18 protein-coding genes and 1 riboswitch are annotated in these 15,330 nt (G+C 73.1%); of the genes, 11 read left to right on the forward strand and 7 right to left on the reverse strand.

The genetic code is table 11. The features are described from left to right. Nucleotides 1-8 precede the first annotated feature (8 nt). From ACRRSS_RS12680 to bioB, 4 genes are all read right to left on the reverse strand, one after another. Nucleotides 9-353, reverse strand: coding sequence for a VOC family protein (locus tag ACRRSS_RS12680; RefSeq protein ID WP_435971302.1), 345 nt, complete (start codon nucleotides 351-353; stop codon nucleotides 9-11). A gap of 9 nt (nucleotides 354-362) precedes the next feature. Next, nucleotides 363-1,163 (reverse strand): dethiobiotin synthase, encoded by an 801-nt coding sequence (gene bioD, locus ACRRSS_RS12685; protein WP_435971303.1) that lies wholly within the window; start codon nucleotides 1,161-1,163, stop codon nucleotides 363-365. 20 nt (nucleotides 1,164-1,183) lie between these two features. Then, nucleotides 1,184-2,404, reverse strand: coding sequence for an adenosylmethionine--8-amino-7-oxononanoate transaminase (locus ACRRSS_RS12690; RefSeq protein WP_435975312.1), 1,221 nt, complete (start codon nucleotides 2,402-2,404; stop codon nucleotides 1,184-1,186). Nucleotides 2,405-2,469: 65 nt separating this feature from the next. After that, entirely contained in the window at nucleotides 2,470-3,732 is a 1,263-nt protein-coding gene (bioB, locus tag ACRRSS_RS12695; RefSeq protein WP_435971304.1) for a biotin synthase BioB, read from the reverse strand. 143 nt (nucleotides 3,733-3,875) lie between these two features. Between bioB and ACRRSS_RS12700 the strand changes: the two genes are divergently transcribed. Both ACRRSS_RS12700 and ACRRSS_RS12705 read left to right on the forward strand, forming a co-directional pair. Then, entirely contained in the window at nucleotides 3,876-5,063 is a 1,188-nt protein-coding gene (locus tag ACRRSS_RS12700) for an 8-amino-7-oxononanoate synthase (protein ID WP_435971305.1), read from the forward strand. A 327-nt stretch (nucleotides 5,064-5,390) separates the two neighbouring features. Next, nucleotides 5,391-5,828: an ATP-binding protein gene (locus ACRRSS_RS12705; protein WP_435971306.1), complete on the forward strand. Its 438-nt coding sequence runs from the start codon at nucleotides 5,391-5,393 to the stop codon at nucleotides 5,826-5,828. Nucleotides 5,829-5,897: 69 nt separating this feature from the next. On the opposite strand, the gene ACRRSS_RS12710 is transcribed toward ACRRSS_RS12705, so the two are convergent. From ACRRSS_RS12710 to ACRRSS_RS12720, 3 genes are all read right to left on the reverse strand, one after another. Beyond that, nucleotides 5,898-6,374 (reverse strand): C40 family peptidase, encoded by a 477-nt coding sequence (locus ACRRSS_RS12710; RefSeq protein WP_351897909.1) that lies wholly within the window; start codon nucleotides 6,372-6,374, stop codon nucleotides 5,898-5,900. Between the two features lie 3 nt (nucleotides 6,375-6,377). Beyond that, a riboswitch (cyclic di-AMP (ydaO/yuaA leader) is annotated at nucleotides 6,378-6,508 on the reverse strand. Between the two features lie 390 nt (nucleotides 6,509-6,898). Further along, complete coding sequence (locus ACRRSS_RS12715; RefSeq protein WP_435971307.1) at nucleotides 6,899-7,204, reverse strand: hypothetical protein; 306 nt, start codon at nucleotides 7,202-7,204, stop codon at nucleotides 6,899-6,901. Nucleotides 7,205-7,211: 7 nt separating this feature from the next. Further along, nucleotides 7,212-7,835 (reverse strand): ClpP family protease, encoded by a 624-nt coding sequence (locus ACRRSS_RS12720; protein ID WP_435971308.1) that lies wholly within the window; start codon nucleotides 7,833-7,835, stop codon nucleotides 7,212-7,214. A 65-nt stretch (nucleotides 7,836-7,900) separates the two neighbouring features. Between ACRRSS_RS12720 and ACRRSS_RS12725 the strand changes: the two genes are divergently transcribed. The 9 genes from ACRRSS_RS12725 to ACRRSS_RS12765 all read left to right on the forward strand — a co-directional run bounded on the left by ACRRSS_RS12725 (nucleotide 7,901) and on the right by ACRRSS_RS12765 (nucleotide 15,323). Beyond that, a complete protein-coding gene (locus tag ACRRSS_RS12725; RefSeq protein ID WP_435971309.1) occupies nucleotides 7,901-8,179 on the forward strand; it encodes a type II toxin-antitoxin system Phd/YefM family antitoxin in 279 nt (92 codons plus the stop codon). Nucleotides 8,180-8,481: 302 nt separating this feature from the next. Continuing rightward, nucleotides 8,482-8,826: a hypothetical protein gene (locus ACRRSS_RS12730; protein ID WP_435971310.1), complete on the forward strand. Its 345-nt coding sequence runs from the start codon at nucleotides 8,482-8,484 to the stop codon at nucleotides 8,824-8,826. 163 nt (nucleotides 8,827-8,989) lie between these two features. After that, nucleotides 8,990-9,292, forward strand: coding sequence for an urease subunit gamma (locus ACRRSS_RS12735; protein ID WP_351897893.1), 303 nt, complete (start codon nucleotides 8,990-8,992; stop codon nucleotides 9,290-9,292). Nucleotides 9,293-9,306: 14 nt separating this feature from the next. Next, nucleotides 9,307-9,696 carry an urease subunit beta gene (locus tag ACRRSS_RS12740; RefSeq protein ID WP_435971311.1) on the forward strand — a complete coding sequence of 130 codons (390 nt, stop codon included), beginning with the start codon at nucleotides 9,307-9,309 and terminating at the stop codon, nucleotides 9,694-9,696. After that, nucleotides 9,689-11,410: an urease subunit alpha gene (locus ACRRSS_RS12745; protein WP_435971312.1), complete on the forward strand. Its 1,722-nt coding sequence runs from the start codon at nucleotides 9,689-9,691 to the stop codon at nucleotides 11,408-11,410. Before ACRRSS_RS12740 ends, ACRRSS_RS12745 begins: the two co-directional genes overlap by 8 nt. Before the next feature lie 13 nt (nucleotides 11,411-11,423). Further along, complete coding sequence (locus ACRRSS_RS12750; protein ID WP_435971313.1) at nucleotides 11,424-12,086, forward strand: urease accessory protein UreF; 663 nt, start codon at nucleotides 11,424-11,426, stop codon at nucleotides 12,084-12,086. A gap of 36 nt (nucleotides 12,087-12,122) precedes the next feature. Continuing rightward, on the forward strand, nucleotides 12,123-12,800 hold the full coding sequence (ureG, locus tag ACRRSS_RS12755) for an urease accessory protein UreG (protein WP_435971314.1): 678 nt from the start codon (nucleotides 12,123-12,125) through the stop codon (nucleotides 12,798-12,800). Beyond that, the gene (locus tag ACRRSS_RS12760; RefSeq protein ID WP_435975313.1) at nucleotides 12,797-13,540 is read left to right on the forward strand and encodes an urease accessory protein UreD; all 744 of its coding nucleotides are present in this window, start codon (nucleotides 12,797-12,799) and stop codon (nucleotides 13,538-13,540) included. The genes ureG and ACRRSS_RS12760 overlap by 4 nt, the downstream gene beginning before the upstream one ends. 202 nt (nucleotides 13,541-13,742) lie before the next feature. Further along, complete coding sequence (locus tag ACRRSS_RS12765; RefSeq protein ID WP_435971315.1) at nucleotides 13,743-15,323, forward strand: alpha/beta hydrolase; 1,581 nt, start codon at nucleotides 13,743-13,745, stop codon at nucleotides 15,321-15,323. Nucleotides 15,324-15,330 lie beyond the last annotated feature (7 nt).

A 15,330-nucleotide genomic window follows, 5' to 3' on the forward strand; every position in this document is an offset into this window, starting at 1 on the left:
GCTCCACCTCAGCCCGTCACGAAGCAGAACTCGTTGCCCTCCGGGTCCCTCATGACCTGGAAGGAGCCCTGCTCGTCGGTGACCACGTCACCGACCCGGGCCGCGCCCGAACCCACCGCCTCCCGGGCGGCCGCGTCCGGATCGGCCACCGCCAGATCGAGATGGACCCGGTTCTTCACCGTCTTGCCCTCCGCCACCCGCTGGAAGGCGAGACGGACGGACTCCGGCGGGTCGACGTACGACCAGTCACCGCTCCGGTCGACCGGCGTACCCCCGAGGAGCCCGGCCCAGAAGCGGACGAGTGCGGCCGGATCGGCACAGTCGAGGACGATCTCCTGAACGTGAGCGCGCATGCCCCCAGCCTACGGAGTCGCCGCCCCGTCCGTGCTCCCGGCCATGACGGGCGCGGCCTGCTCCGTGACGTCGGCCGTGGCAGGCGCGACGTACCGCTCCGCGAACCGCTCCTCGAACGCCCCCGCGTCCCAGTCGCCGCCCAGGGCCGGGCCCAGCCAGCCGCCCGCCGCCGCCCGGAACTCCGCCGGGTCCAGAGCCCCCGACCTCTCCGGTACGGCCCCGAGGAGCGGCGCGCCCGCCGCCTCCGGCAGGTCCGCCAGGTTGCAGCGCATCGCCAGGTCCGGCGCGTCCGGCCAGCTTCCGATCACCACACCCAGCTGCTCGATCCCGCGCGCCCGCAGCGCCTCCGCCGTCAGGGTCGTCGTGTTGAGCGTCCCCAGGCCGGCCGGGACGACCACCAGGACCGGTGCGCCGAGCAGCGCCGCCGCGTCCGCGAGCGTGCCGCCCTCCTCGTCGAAGCGGACGAGCAGTCCGCCCGCTCCCTCCACGAGGACCAGGTCGTACGCGGCGGCCAGCTTCCTGGCTGCCTCGGCGACCTCGCCGGGTCCGACCGGGGCGAGCCCGGCCCGCCGGGCCGCCGTGCCCGGGGCCAGCGGCTCCGGGAAACGGCCCAGTTCGGCCGAGCCCACGGCGCCCGAGAGCCGGACGACCTCGTCCGCGTCCCCGCGCTCCTCGGGGCCGACACCCGTCTGCGCCGGCTTCAGCACGGCGACCGACCGGCCCGCGGCCGTGGCCACGGCGGCCACCGCCGCGGTCACGACCGTCTTGCCGATCTCCGTGCCCGTACCGCTGACGACGATGATTCCCACTGCTGTCCTCGCTCTTCCGGTCAGCCCGCGGCCGCCGCCGCGCGTACCGCGGCGCAGATCCGGGCCAGGTCCTCGTCGCCCGTCACGTACGGCGGCATCGTGTAGATGAGGTCGCGGAACGGGCGTACCCACACGCCCTCCCGGACAGCGGCCCGTGTCGCCGCCGCCATGTCGACCGGGTGGTCGAGCTGGACGACACCGATCGCGCCGAGCACCCGCACCTCGCGGACGCCGGGCAGTTCGGCGGCGGGCGCGAGCCCCTCCCGCAGTCCCGCCTCGATCCGCTTGACCTCGACCTGCCAGTCCTGCGAGAGCAGCAGGTCGATCGAGGCGCAGGCCACCGCCGACGCCAGCGGGTTGCCCATGAAGGTCGGCCCGTGCGCGAGCACCGGGACCTCCCCCCGCGAGATCCCGTCGGCGACCCGGCTCGTGCAGAGCGTCGCCGCCATCGACAGATAGCCGCCCGTCAGCGCCTTGCCCAGGCACATCACATCGGGGGAGACGCCCACCTGGTCGGCGGCGAACAGCGTGCCCGTACGGCCGAACCCGGTGGCGATCTCGTCGAACACGAGCAGCACGTCGTGCGCGTCGCAGGCCTCGCGCAGCACCCGCAGGTACTCCGGGGCGTGGAACCGCATGCCGCCGGCGCCCTGCACCACCGGCTCCACGATCACCGCGGCCAGTTCGTGCGCGTGCTCCGCGATCGCGGTCCGCAGCAGCTCCGCGTACGACTCCTCGTACGTGGCCGGCGGGGCGTCCACGAAGACCTGCGGCTGGAGCACCCCCGCCCACAGCTCGTGCATCCCGCCGTCCGGGTCGCACACCGACATCGGCTGCCAGGTGTCCCCGTGGTACCCGCCGCGCCAGGTGAACATCCGCTGCTTCTCGGGGCGGCCCAGCGAGCGCCAGTACTGCAGGCACATCTTGACCGCGACCTCGACGGAGACGGAGCCCGAGTCGCTCAGGAAGACGTGCCGGAGCGGCTCGGGGGTGATCTCGACGAGCCGTGCGGCGAGCCGCACGGCGGGCTCGTGGGTGAGCCCGCCGAACATGACGTGGCTCATCCGGCCCAGCTGGTCGCGGACCGCCTCGTTGAGCACCGGGTGGTTGTAGCCGTGGACCGCCGACCACCAGGAGGACATGCCGTCGATCAACTCGCCCTGTCCCTCGGAGGGTTCGGCGAGCCGGAGCCGCACACCGGAGGCGGACTCCACGACCAGCGGGTCCGTACGGCCCGGCATGGGGCCGTACGGATGCCAGACGTGGGCCCGGTCCAGGGCGACGAGTTCGTCGGTACGCACGGCCGTCACGCGTTGGGGGCCAGGTCCGTGCCGGCACCCCGGCGCCGCACCGCGACCAGGTCCGTACGCGCCTGGTTCGGGCCGGCCCCGGCCTCCGGCGCCTCGGCCGGCGCGGGCACCGCGTGACCGCCGCAGGGACCGCAGCCCCCGCCCGCCTCCGCGTGCGCACCGCAGCCCGCGCCCTCGTCCGACCCGTGCGAGCCGCAGCCCGCCGAGGCACCGGAGCCGCAGCCGCCCGTCGCACCGGCCGCGGCGAGCGCGTCCGCGCGGTGCTTCGGCAGCGTGGTCGTGCCCGCGCCCTCCACCTCGAAGCCCGCGTCCGCGATCATGTCGAGGTCGGCCTGACCGGCCTGGCCCTCGCTGGTCAGGTAGTCGCCGAGGAAGATCGAGTTCGCGATGTTCAGCGCCAGCGGCTGCATCGACCGCAGGTGCACCTCACGGCCGCCGGCGATCCGGACCTCGACGTCGGGGCAGACGAACCGCACCATCGCCAGGATCCGCAGGCAGCGCTGCGGGGTGAGGTTCCACTCCTTGGCGAGCGGCGTCCCCTCGAAGGGGATGAGGAAGTTGACCGGCACCGAGTCGGAGTCCAGCTCGCGCAGCGCGTAGACGACGTCGACGAGGTCCTCGTCGGTCTCGCCCATGCCCGCGATCAGGCCCGAGCAGGCCGACAGACCGGCGGCGTGCGCCTTCTGCACGGTGTCCACCCGGTCCGCGTACGTGTGGGTCTTGGTGATCCCCTCGTACGTCGCCTCGGACGTGTTCAGGTTGTGGTTGTACGCGTCGGCGCCGGCGTCCTTCAGCCGCTCCGCCTGGCCGTCCGAGAGCAGACCGAGGCAGGCACAGACCTCGACGCCCTCGTTCTGCTCCTTGATGGCCTCGATGGTCCTGCCGACCCGCTCGACGTCCCGGTCCGTCGGACCGCGGCCGCTCGCCACCAGACAGACCCGCTTGGCCCCGCCCGCGACACCCGCCGCGGCGGCCTGGGAGGCCTCGTCCGGCTTCAGCCAGGTGTACTTGAGGATCTCGGCCTTGGAGCCGAGTCGCTGCGAGCAGTACGAGCAGTCCTCGGGGCACAGCCCCGACTTCAGGTTCACCAGGTAGTTGAGCTTCACCCGGCGCCCGAACCACTGACGGCGCACCTTGCCGGCCGCCGCCACCACATCGAGCAGTTCGTCGTCGGACGTCGCCAGGACGGCGAGCGCTTCTTCGCGGGTCGGCAGCTCGCGCCGCAGCCCCTTCTCCACGAGCGTGTTCAGCAGGTCCATAACCGCTGATCCTTGCCTACCGCGCACCCCCGGGCCAAGGAGGATCCGAACAAACGCCTCCGATGGAGGTGTGTGGATGACCACATCCCGACCTCGGCGTCCTCCGGTTAGGGTCTGTGCGCTGCCTACAAAAGGATCGCCGCATGCCACAGGCCGACGACGTGCGGGCCGCGGGCCCGCGCCGTACCGCGTTCGACTGGACCGACGCCGAGGCACGCCGCCGGGCCGACGCCGGTCTCGTCCGCACGCTGCGCCCCCGGGCCGCCGAGTCCGAGCTCCTCGACCTGGCGAGCAACGACTACCTCGGCCTCACCCGCCGTACGGAGGTCACCGAGGCGGCGGCCGAGGCGGCCAGGCGCTGGGGCGCCGGCTCCACCGGCTCCCGGCTCGTCACCGGCACCACGCGGCTGCACACCCGCCTGGAGCGCGAACTCGCCGAGTTCTGCGGTTTCGAGGCGGCCCTCGTCTTCTCCTCCGGCTACACCGCCAACCTGGCGGCGCTCACCGCGCTCGGCGGCCGGGACTCCCTCGTCGTCTCCGACGCCTCCAACCACGCCTCCATCGTCGACGGCTGCCGCCTCGCGCGCGCCGAGACCGCCGTGGTGCCGCACACCGACCCCGAGGCCGTACGCAAGACCCTCGACGCGCACCGCGGACGGCGGGCCCTCGTCGTCAGCGACTCCGTCTTCTCCGTCGACGGCGACAAGGCCCCGCTGCCCGAGCTCGCCGCCGCCTGCCGCGCGCACGGCGCCGGACTCGTCGTCGACGACGCCCACGGCCTCGGCGTCCTCGGCGACGGGGGCCGGGGCGCCCTCCACGAGGCCGGGCTCGCGGGCGACGAGGACGTCGTCGCCACCCTGACCCTCTCCAAGTCCCTGGGCAGCCAGGGCGGCGCCGTCCTCGGCCCCGCCCGGGTGATCGAGCACCTGGTGAACGCGGCCCGCACCTTCATCTTCGACACCGGACTCGCGCCTGCCGCCGCGGGCGGCGCGCTCGCGAGCCTGCGCCTGCTCGCGGCCGAGCCGGGCCTCGCCGGGCGGGCCCGGACCGTCGCCACCACGCTCCACCGGCTGCTCACGGAGGCGGGCCTCACCGCGGCCCGCCCCGACGCGGCCGTCGTCTCGGTGCGCGCCCCCTCCCCGGAGGCGGCCCTGCGCTGGGCGGCGGACTGCAGGGAGCAGGGCCTGGTGGTCGGCTGCTTCCGGCCCCCGTCCGTGCCCGACGGCATCTCGCGGCTGCGCCTGACGGCCCGCGCCGACCTGACGGACGCGCAGATCGGGCACGCCGTGGAGACGATCCTGCGCACCGCGCCCGCCGCCCGGCGGGGGTGAGGGGAACGGGGCGGTCGCTGACCGCCCCGCACGGTCGCCCGGGCACGGCCGCCCGCGCAGCCACCCCGACGCCGCCGCCTTCGCACGGCCACCCCCACTCGCCCGCCCGCTCCCTCGCCCGCCCCGCACGCCCGCTCCCTCGCCCGCCCGCTCCCTCGATCGTCCCGTGCGGCCCAAGAGCGTTCCCGGGCAGCAGAGTTCACCGCTTCGAGCGACAGATGGGGACATATCTTGGTGGAACGCCACCCGGGGCGGCACGATCGGTGGCACTCTGACGCGAAGCGCAATCCGGGGCAGCCGCCCCGGCGGGAAAGGGACAGCGTCGCCATGGCAGATCACCAGGAAGCATCCGTCACGCTGCCGAGCGACCCCGCCTCGGTCCCCACGGCCCGGCGGTTCGTCGCGGAGGTCCTGGCCGGATGGGGCCTCGACGACGCCGCGGACCTCGCCGACTCGATCCGCATGGTGGTCTCCGAACTGGCCACCAACGCCGTGCTCCACACCCTCGGCCAGTCGCCCACGTTCACGGTCGAGGTCCGTCTGGAGCGCGAGGAGCGGCTCCACATCGGCGTCACCGACAGCCACCCCCGCCGGCCACGCCGCCTTCCGGCCGCGGTCCAGCAGGACAACGGCCGCGGCCTGGTCATCATCCGTGTCCTGGCGGCGGAGGCCGGTGGGCGCCTCTCCGTCACCCCGACCGAGGACGGTGGCAAGACGGTCTGGATCACGGTCCCGTGGTGCGCGGCCCCGGTCCCCAGCTGTTAGCCCGGGACGCGTGAGGGGGTGCGGCGGTGCCACCGCACCCCTCACGAACGGACCGTCACCGCCGCCCGATCAGCGGACGCGGCCGTAGTAGACCTTCGACGACCAGATCTTGTCGAGCTTCACCCAGGACCCCCTCTTGGGCGAGTGCCAGATCTTCCCGCTGCCGGCGTAGATGCCCACGTGGTAGACGCTTCCGCCGGAGTGGAAGAAGACCAGGTCCCCCTTCTGCCTGCTGGAGGCGGAGATGTGCCGGGTCTTGTTGTACTGCTGCTGCGCGGTGCGGGGCAGCGACTTGCCCGCCTTCTTGTACGCGTAGAGCGTCAGACCGGAGCAGTCGAACCTGGAGGGTCCCGTGCTCCCGTACCGGTACGGAGCTCCCTTCTTGGCCGCGGCGACGCTCAGTGCCTTGTTCGCGTGTGTGGTCGCTGCCTGGGCCTCCGACGCCGCACCGGGTGCGAACAGCGTGCCGCCGACGGCGGCGAGGGTGAGAGCCGAGACGGCTCCGGCCCGGGACAGCAGGGACGGGACATGCATCTGCGCAGTCATGCGCAACCCTTCGTCAGCCGCCTGCGAAGGATGACCTGTCGGGTTCGGGCTGGCGAAGATGCCCGGCCGCTGACGCGGCTTCACCCCAAGGAACGGACCCGCTGCCGAAACAGCGCGTTCGTCCCGTAAAAATCGGGTCCTCCACTCCTGCCGATCCACTCCTGTCGACCAGACGTCCGGGACAGCGGCAGGACTCGGCGTCCGCCCGGACCGCCCCGCCGTGGTGGCGGGGGCTTGTCGTCGACAGGGATCTTGACCCACACCAGGGGCGAAATCCGAGCTGAAACGGCGATATGTGAGGCTCCTCACGACTGATCCATTCAGGTGGACAGGCAGTCTTTGTGATCTTCGGAGGTTTGGCCGACGAGCCCCGCACCAGCGATGGAACGCTCGATTCCGCTAGATGTGTACACCTGTTGCGCAACTCGCCCCGCACATATGTCGACTCGTCGACTACGCCGAACGGGGGAGCGATTCTGCGGTGCGCGTCGGCCGTCCGGACCTGGACACGACACGCCGGAATGTCAACTCGCCCGGGCTCGCGCGATGGTGACGCGGCCGCATCTGCGCTCTCCGTCGAGCACCCGCAGGGCGCGCGCCAGCGTGTCCGCGTGCACCTCGCTCTCGCCCCGCTCGTGCATGAGCGTCAGGGCCTCGCGCAGCGCCTCGGCGCGCCCCAGCAGGGCCTGGGCCGCGCGCAGGGCGCCATAGGTATGCGTGCCCCTGGATGGATTGATCTTCCCGAGGAGGTCGACCACTTCGAGGTAGGCGTCGACGAGTTGACCCTCGGCCCGGGTCAGGGCGGGCAGCGGCGGCAGCTCGGGAACCACGGCCCGCTCACCGTGCCGGGCCGTCGGCGGCCGCGCCCCGGCCGGCGATCACGTGGTCCACCAGGCCGTACGCGAGTGCCGCCGGCGCGTCCAGGACCGTGAGGCGGTCGAGGTCGGCGTCGATCCGGTCCCGGTCCCGGCCCGTGTCCTCGGCGAGCAGCCGGGCCACCAGCGAGCGGAGCCGGAGCAGTTCGCGCGCCTGGAGGTCGAGGTCGCTGGGCTGGCCCCGGAGCGGCTCGTCCATGGCCGGCTGCTGGAGGGTGACGCGGGCGCCGGGCAGCATCATGCGCTTGCCCGGGGTGCCGGCGGCGAGCAGGACGGCGGCGGTGGACGCGGCCTGGCCCAGGCAGGTGGTCCCCACGTCGCAGTGGAGCGAGCGCATCGTGTCGTAGATCGCGGTCATCGCGTCGACGGATCCGCCGGGGGAGTTGAGATAGAGCGCGATGTCCCGGTCCGGTGCCGCGTGGTCCAGGTGGAGGAGTTGGGCGATGACGTCGTTGGCCGACGTCTCGTCGATCGGGGCGCCGAGGAAGACGATCCGGGATTCGAGGAGCTTCGAGTAGGGGTCGAGGGTCCGGCTTCCGTAGCTGGTCCGCTCGGTGAACTCGGGCAGGACGTGGCGAGCGTCCATGGCGGGTACCTCCATCTGCCATCTGTCAAAAATGTACAGGACGTACAGCCCGTAAGATGGGGAGCATGACCTACGAGATCCCGGTGACGCAAGCGCGGGCTGAGCTCGCCGACCTCATCAACCGCGTCGTGTACGGCGGTGAGCGCGTCGTCGTCACCCGCCACGGGAAACCGCTGGTCGCCCTGGTCTCCGCCGCTGACCTGGAAGAACTCGAAGCGGCGGAGAAGCCCGTCGACGAACAGGTGATCAGCTCGGTCTCCGGGCTCCGGCCGCTCGACTCCGCCACGGGCGAACAGCGCCGCTTCGGCATCGCCGCCCACCACCGCGACCCCGGCGTCTCCTGAGACCTCGCGGCCCCCGAGCGCCCCCGGCGTCTCCCAGGCCCTCGCGGAACCCGTGCGCCCCCCGGAAACGGAAGACCCGCATGCCCCGTCCGCTGCAGCGGGGCACGCGGCCGCCTTCTGTGCCGGGTGGTCCGTCCTCACGCCCGGGGGCCCTGCCTCCTGGGGGTCGTGCCTCCCGGGCGGATCTGTCCGTCATTCCCGGGGCGGTCCGAGCCCGAGGCCCGATCCGTATACATCCCGGTCCGCTATCGCGGCGCGGGCAGCGGTGGCGTCCGCGGAGCGGTGGACCCCGAAGGCCCGCCGTGGCGGGTGAGCCCCCGCTCCTCGGCGGCGACCGGCAGGCCTTCGCGCGAATGATCGTCCAGGTGTGGACCGAGATCCTGCGGAACGAGGAGCGGCGAAGACCCTCGCCGAGGGCTACCGAGCGCTACCGGGGGATGCGGGCCGCCTGGACGGACCTCGTCACGGCCCACCGGGCGAGCGGTCTGCCGCGCGGGGACGTCCCCGCCGACCACGTGGCCCGCACCCTGATCGCGGTCGCGCGGGGCTTCATCGGCCAGCGGGCCCTCTTCGGCGACGTCGTCATGGACGTCCGGGAGGACGGGCTCCGCAGTCCGCTGTCCATATCCGTCGATCCGGTCGGATGATCATGGAAACGCAAAGCCGTAGTTAACGAGCCGGAAAAACTTCCGCCCTAACGTGCAATGTCTGGCCGCGCGCCGCTTCTCCGCAGCTCAACAGAGTGTTGACGGTCGGTAGGGTCCGCAGCTGTCCGGGTGCCGTCCCGGTCGACGACTGTGAGGTGGAAGAGTGCAACTGAGCCCGCACGAACAGGAACGCCTGCTCATCCATGTGGCGGCGGACGTCGCCGAGAAGCGCCGGGCCCGGGGCCTGAGGCTCAACCACCCCGAGGCCGTCGCCCTCCTCACCTCCCACATCCTCGAAGGAGCCCGCGACGGCCGGACCGTCGCCGAGCTGATGGCCTCCGGGCGCAAGGTGCTCACCCGCGACGAGGTCATGGACGGCATCCCCGAGATGATCCACGACGTCCAGGTCGAGGCCACCTTCCCGGACGGCACCAAGCTCGTCACCGTCCACGAGCCCATCCACTGAACGGGCCGCCGCCGATGATCCCCGGAGAGATCCTGTACGCGGACGGCCCCGTCGCCCTCAACGAGGGGCGGCCCGTCACCCGCCTGACCGTGCTCAACGCCGCCGACCGGCCCGTCCAGGTCGGCTCCCACTACCACTTCGCCGAGGTCAACCCCGGCCTCGAGTTCGACCGCGCCGCCGCCCACGGGCTGCGGCTGCACATCGCGGCCGGCACCGCCGTCCGCTTCGAACCCGGCATCCCCGTCGAGGTCGAACTCGTCCCGCTCGCCGGCCGCCGCGTCGTCCCCGGCCTGCGCGGCGAGACGGCGGGTCCCCTGGACGGAGCCCCCGCCCCCGCGTCCGGCCCGGCCGCCGAGCCCGCCCCCGCCGCCGCACCGGACGTGAACGGAGACCCCCGTGCCTGAGCTGCACCGCGCCGTCTACGCCGACCTGTTCGGCCCCACCACCGGAGACCGTATCCGGCTCGCCGACACCGACCTCCTCGTCGAGATCGAGGAGGACCGCAGCGGCGGCCCCGGCCGCGCCGGCGACGAGGCGGTCTTCGGCGGCGGCAAGGTCATCCGCGAGTCCATGGGCCAGGCCCGCACCACCCGCGCCGAGGGCGCCCCCGACACGGTGATCACCGGCGCCGTGATCATCGACCACTGGGGGATCGTCAAGGCCGACATCGGCATCCGGGACGGCCGCGTCACGGCCCTCGGCAAGGCCGGAAACCCCGACACCATGGACGGCGTCCACCCGGCCCTCGTGATCGGCCCCGAGACCGAGATCATCGTGGGCAACGGCCGGATCGTCACCGCCGGAGCCGTCGACGCCCACGTCCACTTCATCTCGCCCACCGTCGTCGAGCAGGCCCTCGCCACCGGCGTCACCACCCTCGTCGGCGGGGGCACGGGGCCGGCCGAGGGCACCAAGGCGACCACGGTCACCCCCGGCCCCTGGCACACGGCCCGGATGTTCGAGGCCCTGGACACCTTCCCCGTCAACATCGGTCTGCTCGGCAAGGGCAACACCATGTCCCGGGAGGCCATGTACTCCCAACTGCGCGGCGGGGCCCTCGGATTCAAGATCCACGAGGACTGGGGCGCCACCCCGGCCGTCATCGACGCCTGCCTGGGCGTGTGCGAGGAGACGGGCGCCCAGCTCGCCCTCCACACGGACACCCTGAACGAGGCGGGCTTCGTCGGCGACACCCTCGCGGCCATCGCCGGACGCACGGTCCACGCGTACCACACGGAGGGCGCCGGAGGCGGGCACGCCCCCGACATCATCACGGTGGTCTCGGAGCCGTACATCCTGCCCAGCTCCACCAACCCGACCCGGCCGCACACCGTCAACACCATCGAGGAACACCTCGACATGCTGATGGTCTGCCACCACCTCAACCCGGCCGTCCCCGAGGACCTCGCCTTCGCGGAGTCCCGCATCCGGCCCTCCACCATCGCCGCCGAGGACGTCCTCCACGACCTGGGCGCGATCTCGATCATCTCCTCCGACTCCCAGGCCATGGGCCGGATCGGAGAGGTGATCATGCGCACCTGGCAGACCGCCCACGTCATGAAGAAGAGACGCGGCGCCCTGCCCGGGGACGGCCGCGCCGACAACCACCGCGCGCGCCGCTACGTCGCCAAGTACACGATCAACCCGGCCGTAGCCCAGGGCATGGACCACCTCATCGGCTCCGTCGAACCGGGCAAACTCGCGGACCTGGTCCTCTGGGAGCCCGCCTTCTTCGGGGTGAAGCCGCTCACCGTCCTCAAGGGCGGTCAGATCGCGTACGCGCAGATGGGCGACGCCAACGCCTCCATCCCCACCCCCCAACCCGTGCTTCCCCGGCCGATGTTCGGCGCGCTCGGCAGGGCGGCGGCGGCCGGATCGGTCAACTTCGTCGCGCGGGCGGCGATCGAGGACGACCTGCCGACGAGGCTCGGTCTGCACAAGGAGTTCGCCGCCATCGGCTCCACCCGGCGCGTCACCAAGGCCGACATGCGGGAGAACGACGCCCTGCCCCGGGTCGAGGTCGACGCCGACACCTTCACGGTGACCATCGACGGCGAGGCGGTCGAACCCGCCCCGGCCGCCGAACTGCCCATGGCCCAGCGCTACTTCCTCTTCTAACGGCGCCGCTCCGATGACACGCTCCGCACTCCTCGTGCTCGCCGACGGGCGCTTCCCCGCCGGCGGGCACGCCCACTCCGGCGGCGCCGAGGCCGCCGTCCGGGCCGGCCGCGTCAAGGACGCCGCCGGACTCGAATCCTTCTGCCGGGGCCGGCTGCACACCACCGGCCTCACCTCCGCCGCACTCGCCGCCGGAGCCGCGTACGGACTCGACCCGGACGATCTCGACGCGGCCGCCGACGCCCGCACGCCCTCACCCGCCCTGCGCGCCGCCGCCCGCAGGCTCGGCCGCCAGATGATGCGGGCGGCCCGCTCCACCTGGCCGGACCCCCGGCTCGACGCGCTGGCCGCCCGGTTCCCGCGCGGCGCCCACCAGCCCGTCGTCCTCGGCACCACCGCCCTCGCCGCCGGCCTCGGACCCGAGGACGCCGCGTACTGCGTCGCGTACGAGACGGTCGGCGGCCCCGCCACCGCCGTCGTACGTCTCCTCGGCCTCGACCCCTACCGCGCCACCGCCGTCCTCGCCCGCCTCGCACCGGAGATGGACCAGGTGGCCGAGCGTGCGGCGGCGGCGGCCCGGCAGGGGATCGACGCCCTGCCCGCGGCCTCCGCGCCGCTGCTCGACCTCACGGCCGAACAGCACGCGGCCTGGCCGGTCCGCCTCTTCGCCTCCTGACGCCCCTTCCGCCCCACGAACCACGGGAGCCGCTCCATGCACCTCGGACACGACCACGACCACCACGGAGCCGTCTCCGCCGACGCCCAGCGCCCCGACGGGACCCGCCGCGCGCTGCGCATCGGGCTCGGCGGACCGGTCGGCTCCGGTAAGACCGCCACCGTCGCCGCCCTCTGCCGGGTCCTGCGCGACACGCTCTCCCTCGCGGTCGTCACCAACGACATCTACACCCGCGAGGACGCCGAGTTCCTGCTCCGCAACGCCGTCCTGCCGCCCGAGCGCATCCAGGCCGTGGAGACCGGCGCCTGCCCGCACACCGCCATCCGCGACGACATCTCCGCCAACCTCGAAGCCGTCGAGGAACTGGAGGACACGGTGGGCCCGCTCGACCTCATCCTCGTCGAGTCCGGCGGCGACAACCTCACCGCCACCTTCTCCAAGGGGCTCGTCGACGCCCAGATCTTCGTCATCGACGTGGCCGGCGGCGACGACATCCCGCGCAAGGGCGGCCCCGGCGTCACCACCGCCGACCTCCTCGTCGTCAACAAGACCGACCTCGCCCCCTACGTGGGCTCGGACCTGGAGCGGATGGCCCGCGACGCCGAGGAGCAGCGCGGCGAACTACCCGTCGCCTTCACCTCCCTGCGTGCCGAGAACGGCGTCGGCCCGGTCGCCGACTGGGTCAGGGCCCAGCTCGGGGCATGGACCGCGTGAGCCTGCGCGCCACCGCCCGGATCACCGCGGACGCCGACGGCGGCCTGCCCCTCCTGGTGAGCGACGGGCCGCTCGCCCTGCGCCGCACCAGGGCCGCGGGACCGTACACGCGGGTCACCGTCGTCGGGGCGATGAGCGCCCCGCTCGGCGGTGACCGGCTCGCGATCGAGACGGAGGTACGGGACGGGGCCCGGCTCCTGGTCGACTCGGCCGCCGCCACCCTCGCCCTCCCGGGCAGGAGCGCCGCGCCCGCCGCGTACGACGTCCGGATCACCGTCGGCGAGGAGGGCGTGCTGCGCTGGCTGCCCGAACAGCTGGTCTCCGTGCACGGCTCGGACCTGCGGACGCGTACGGTCGTCGAACTCGCCGCCACGGCACGGCTTGTCCTCCGCGAGGAGCAGATCCTCGGCCGGCACGGCGAAGCGCCCGGCACCCTCACCACCCGCCTCACCGTCCGCCGGGCCGGGCGCCCCCTCCTCGACCAGGAGCTTGCCTTCGGCCCGGGCGCCCCCGGCGGCTGGGACGGCGGCGCGGTCCTCGGCGGGCACCGGGCCACCGGCCAACTCCTCCTCGTCGACCCGGCGTTCGCCGGGAAGCCGGTGGAGACGCGGCTGCTCGGCGAGCACGCCGCCGTCACCCCGCTCGCGGGGCCGGCGGCCCTCGTCACCGTCGTCGCCCCGGACGCGCTCACGGTGCGACGGCTCCTCGACACGGCCCTCGCCGAACTCGCCCCGTTCTGAGACCGAACCCGCCCCGTTCTGAGACCGGACCCGTACCGCTCCACGAGGTCACCGCTCAGCGGTACACCCTCACCGGTTATTGGTTCGGCAAAGAAACACGTGTACGCCCTTTCGTCGGAAGCCGCCGTGACGGAAGGATCTCCCGGACAGCCAACACACGGCGCCGCCACGGGGGGTGGCGCCCCCACAGGGGGTAGGACACGTGAGACGTACGGCAGTGCTCGGCTCGGCCGGCACCCTGATAGCGGGCACGCTCGTCGCGGGCGCGCTCGCGGCCCCGGCGGCGAACGCCGACAGCACCCGTCACCTGCGCGACGCCGAGTCGGTCGGCGTCACCGTCGCCGCGGCGCGGGCCGCGCGGGCGGGCATCGACTGGAAGGACTGTCCGGCCGACTGGGGCCTGGAGAAGCCGATCCAGTGCGGCTGGGTCACCGTCCCCGTCGACTACGCGAAGCCCCACGGCAAGAAGATCAGGATCGCCGTCGACCGGATCGACGCCACCGGCACCCCCGACGAGCGCCAGGGCGCGCTCCTCTACAACCCGGGCGGCCCCGGCGGCTCCGGCCTGCGCTTCCCGCGCCGGGTCACCACCGGCAACGCGATCTGGGCGAGCGCCGCCAAGGCCTACGACTTCGTGGGCTTCGACCCGCGCGGCGTCGGCAGGTCCGCCCCCATCTCCTGCGTCGACCCGACCGAGTTCGTCACGGGCCCCAAGCCCGACCCGGTCCCCGACAGCGAGGCCGACAAGCGCGCGCAGCGCAAGCTCGCCGCCGAGTACGCCAAGGGCTGCGCCGAGAAGAGCGGCGACATCCTGCCGTACATCAACACCCTCAACACCGCGCGTGACCTCGACGTCGTCCGCGCCGCCCTCGGCGAGAGGAAGCTCAACTTCGTCGGCGTCTCCTACGGCACCTACCTCGGCGCGGTCTACGGCACCCTCTTCCCGACCCACGTCCGCCGCATGGTCCTCGACAGCGTCGTCAACCCGTCGACGCGCAAGATCTGGTACGAGGTCAACCTCGACCAGGACATCGCCTTCGAGGGCCGCCTCAAGGACTGGATGACCTGGGTCGCCCAGCACGACGCCACCTACCACCTCGGTGACACCTACGCGGAGGTCCGGCAGCAGTGGACGACCCTGCGCGCCGCCGCCAAGAAGGCACCCCTCGGCGGCAAGGTCGGTCCGGCCGAGCTCGTCGGCTTCTTCCAGAACGCCCCCTACTACGACTCCATGTGGGCCCCGGTGGCCGAGGCCTGGAGCGCCTACGCCGCCGGTGACCCGCGACCGCTGATCGACTCGGCCGCCGCCGACCCCACCGACACCGCCGGCAACGCCGCCTCGGAGAACGGCAACGCCGTCTACACAGCGGTCGAGTGCGCCGACGCCCCCTGGCCGACCAGCTGGAAGACCTGGGACCGGGACAACAGCCGGCTCCACCAGCAGTACCCCTTCATGACCTGGGCCAACGCGTGGATGAACCTCCCCTGCGCCACCTGGTCCACCCCGCGCCAGCGTCCGACCGAGGTGAGGACCGGCAAGGGTCTGCCGCCGGTGCTCATCACCCAGGCCGAGCGCGACGCCGCCACCCCGTACGCCGGCGCCGTCGAACTGCACAAGCGGTTCAAGGGCTCGCGCCTGATCACGGAGAAGGGCGCCGGTTCGCACGGCATCACCAACCTGGTCAACCCCTGCCTCAACACCAAGGTCGAGGCCTACCTGCTGACCGGGAAGCTGGACGCCAGGGACCAGACCTGCGCCCCGCACGCCACGCCGCAGCCGTAACGGCGCC

It is taken from the genome of Streptomyces sp. Qhu_M48 (assembly GCF_051305195.1).
Classification (GTDB): domain Bacteria; phylum Actinomycetota; class Actinomycetes; order Streptomycetales; family Streptomycetaceae; genus Streptomyces.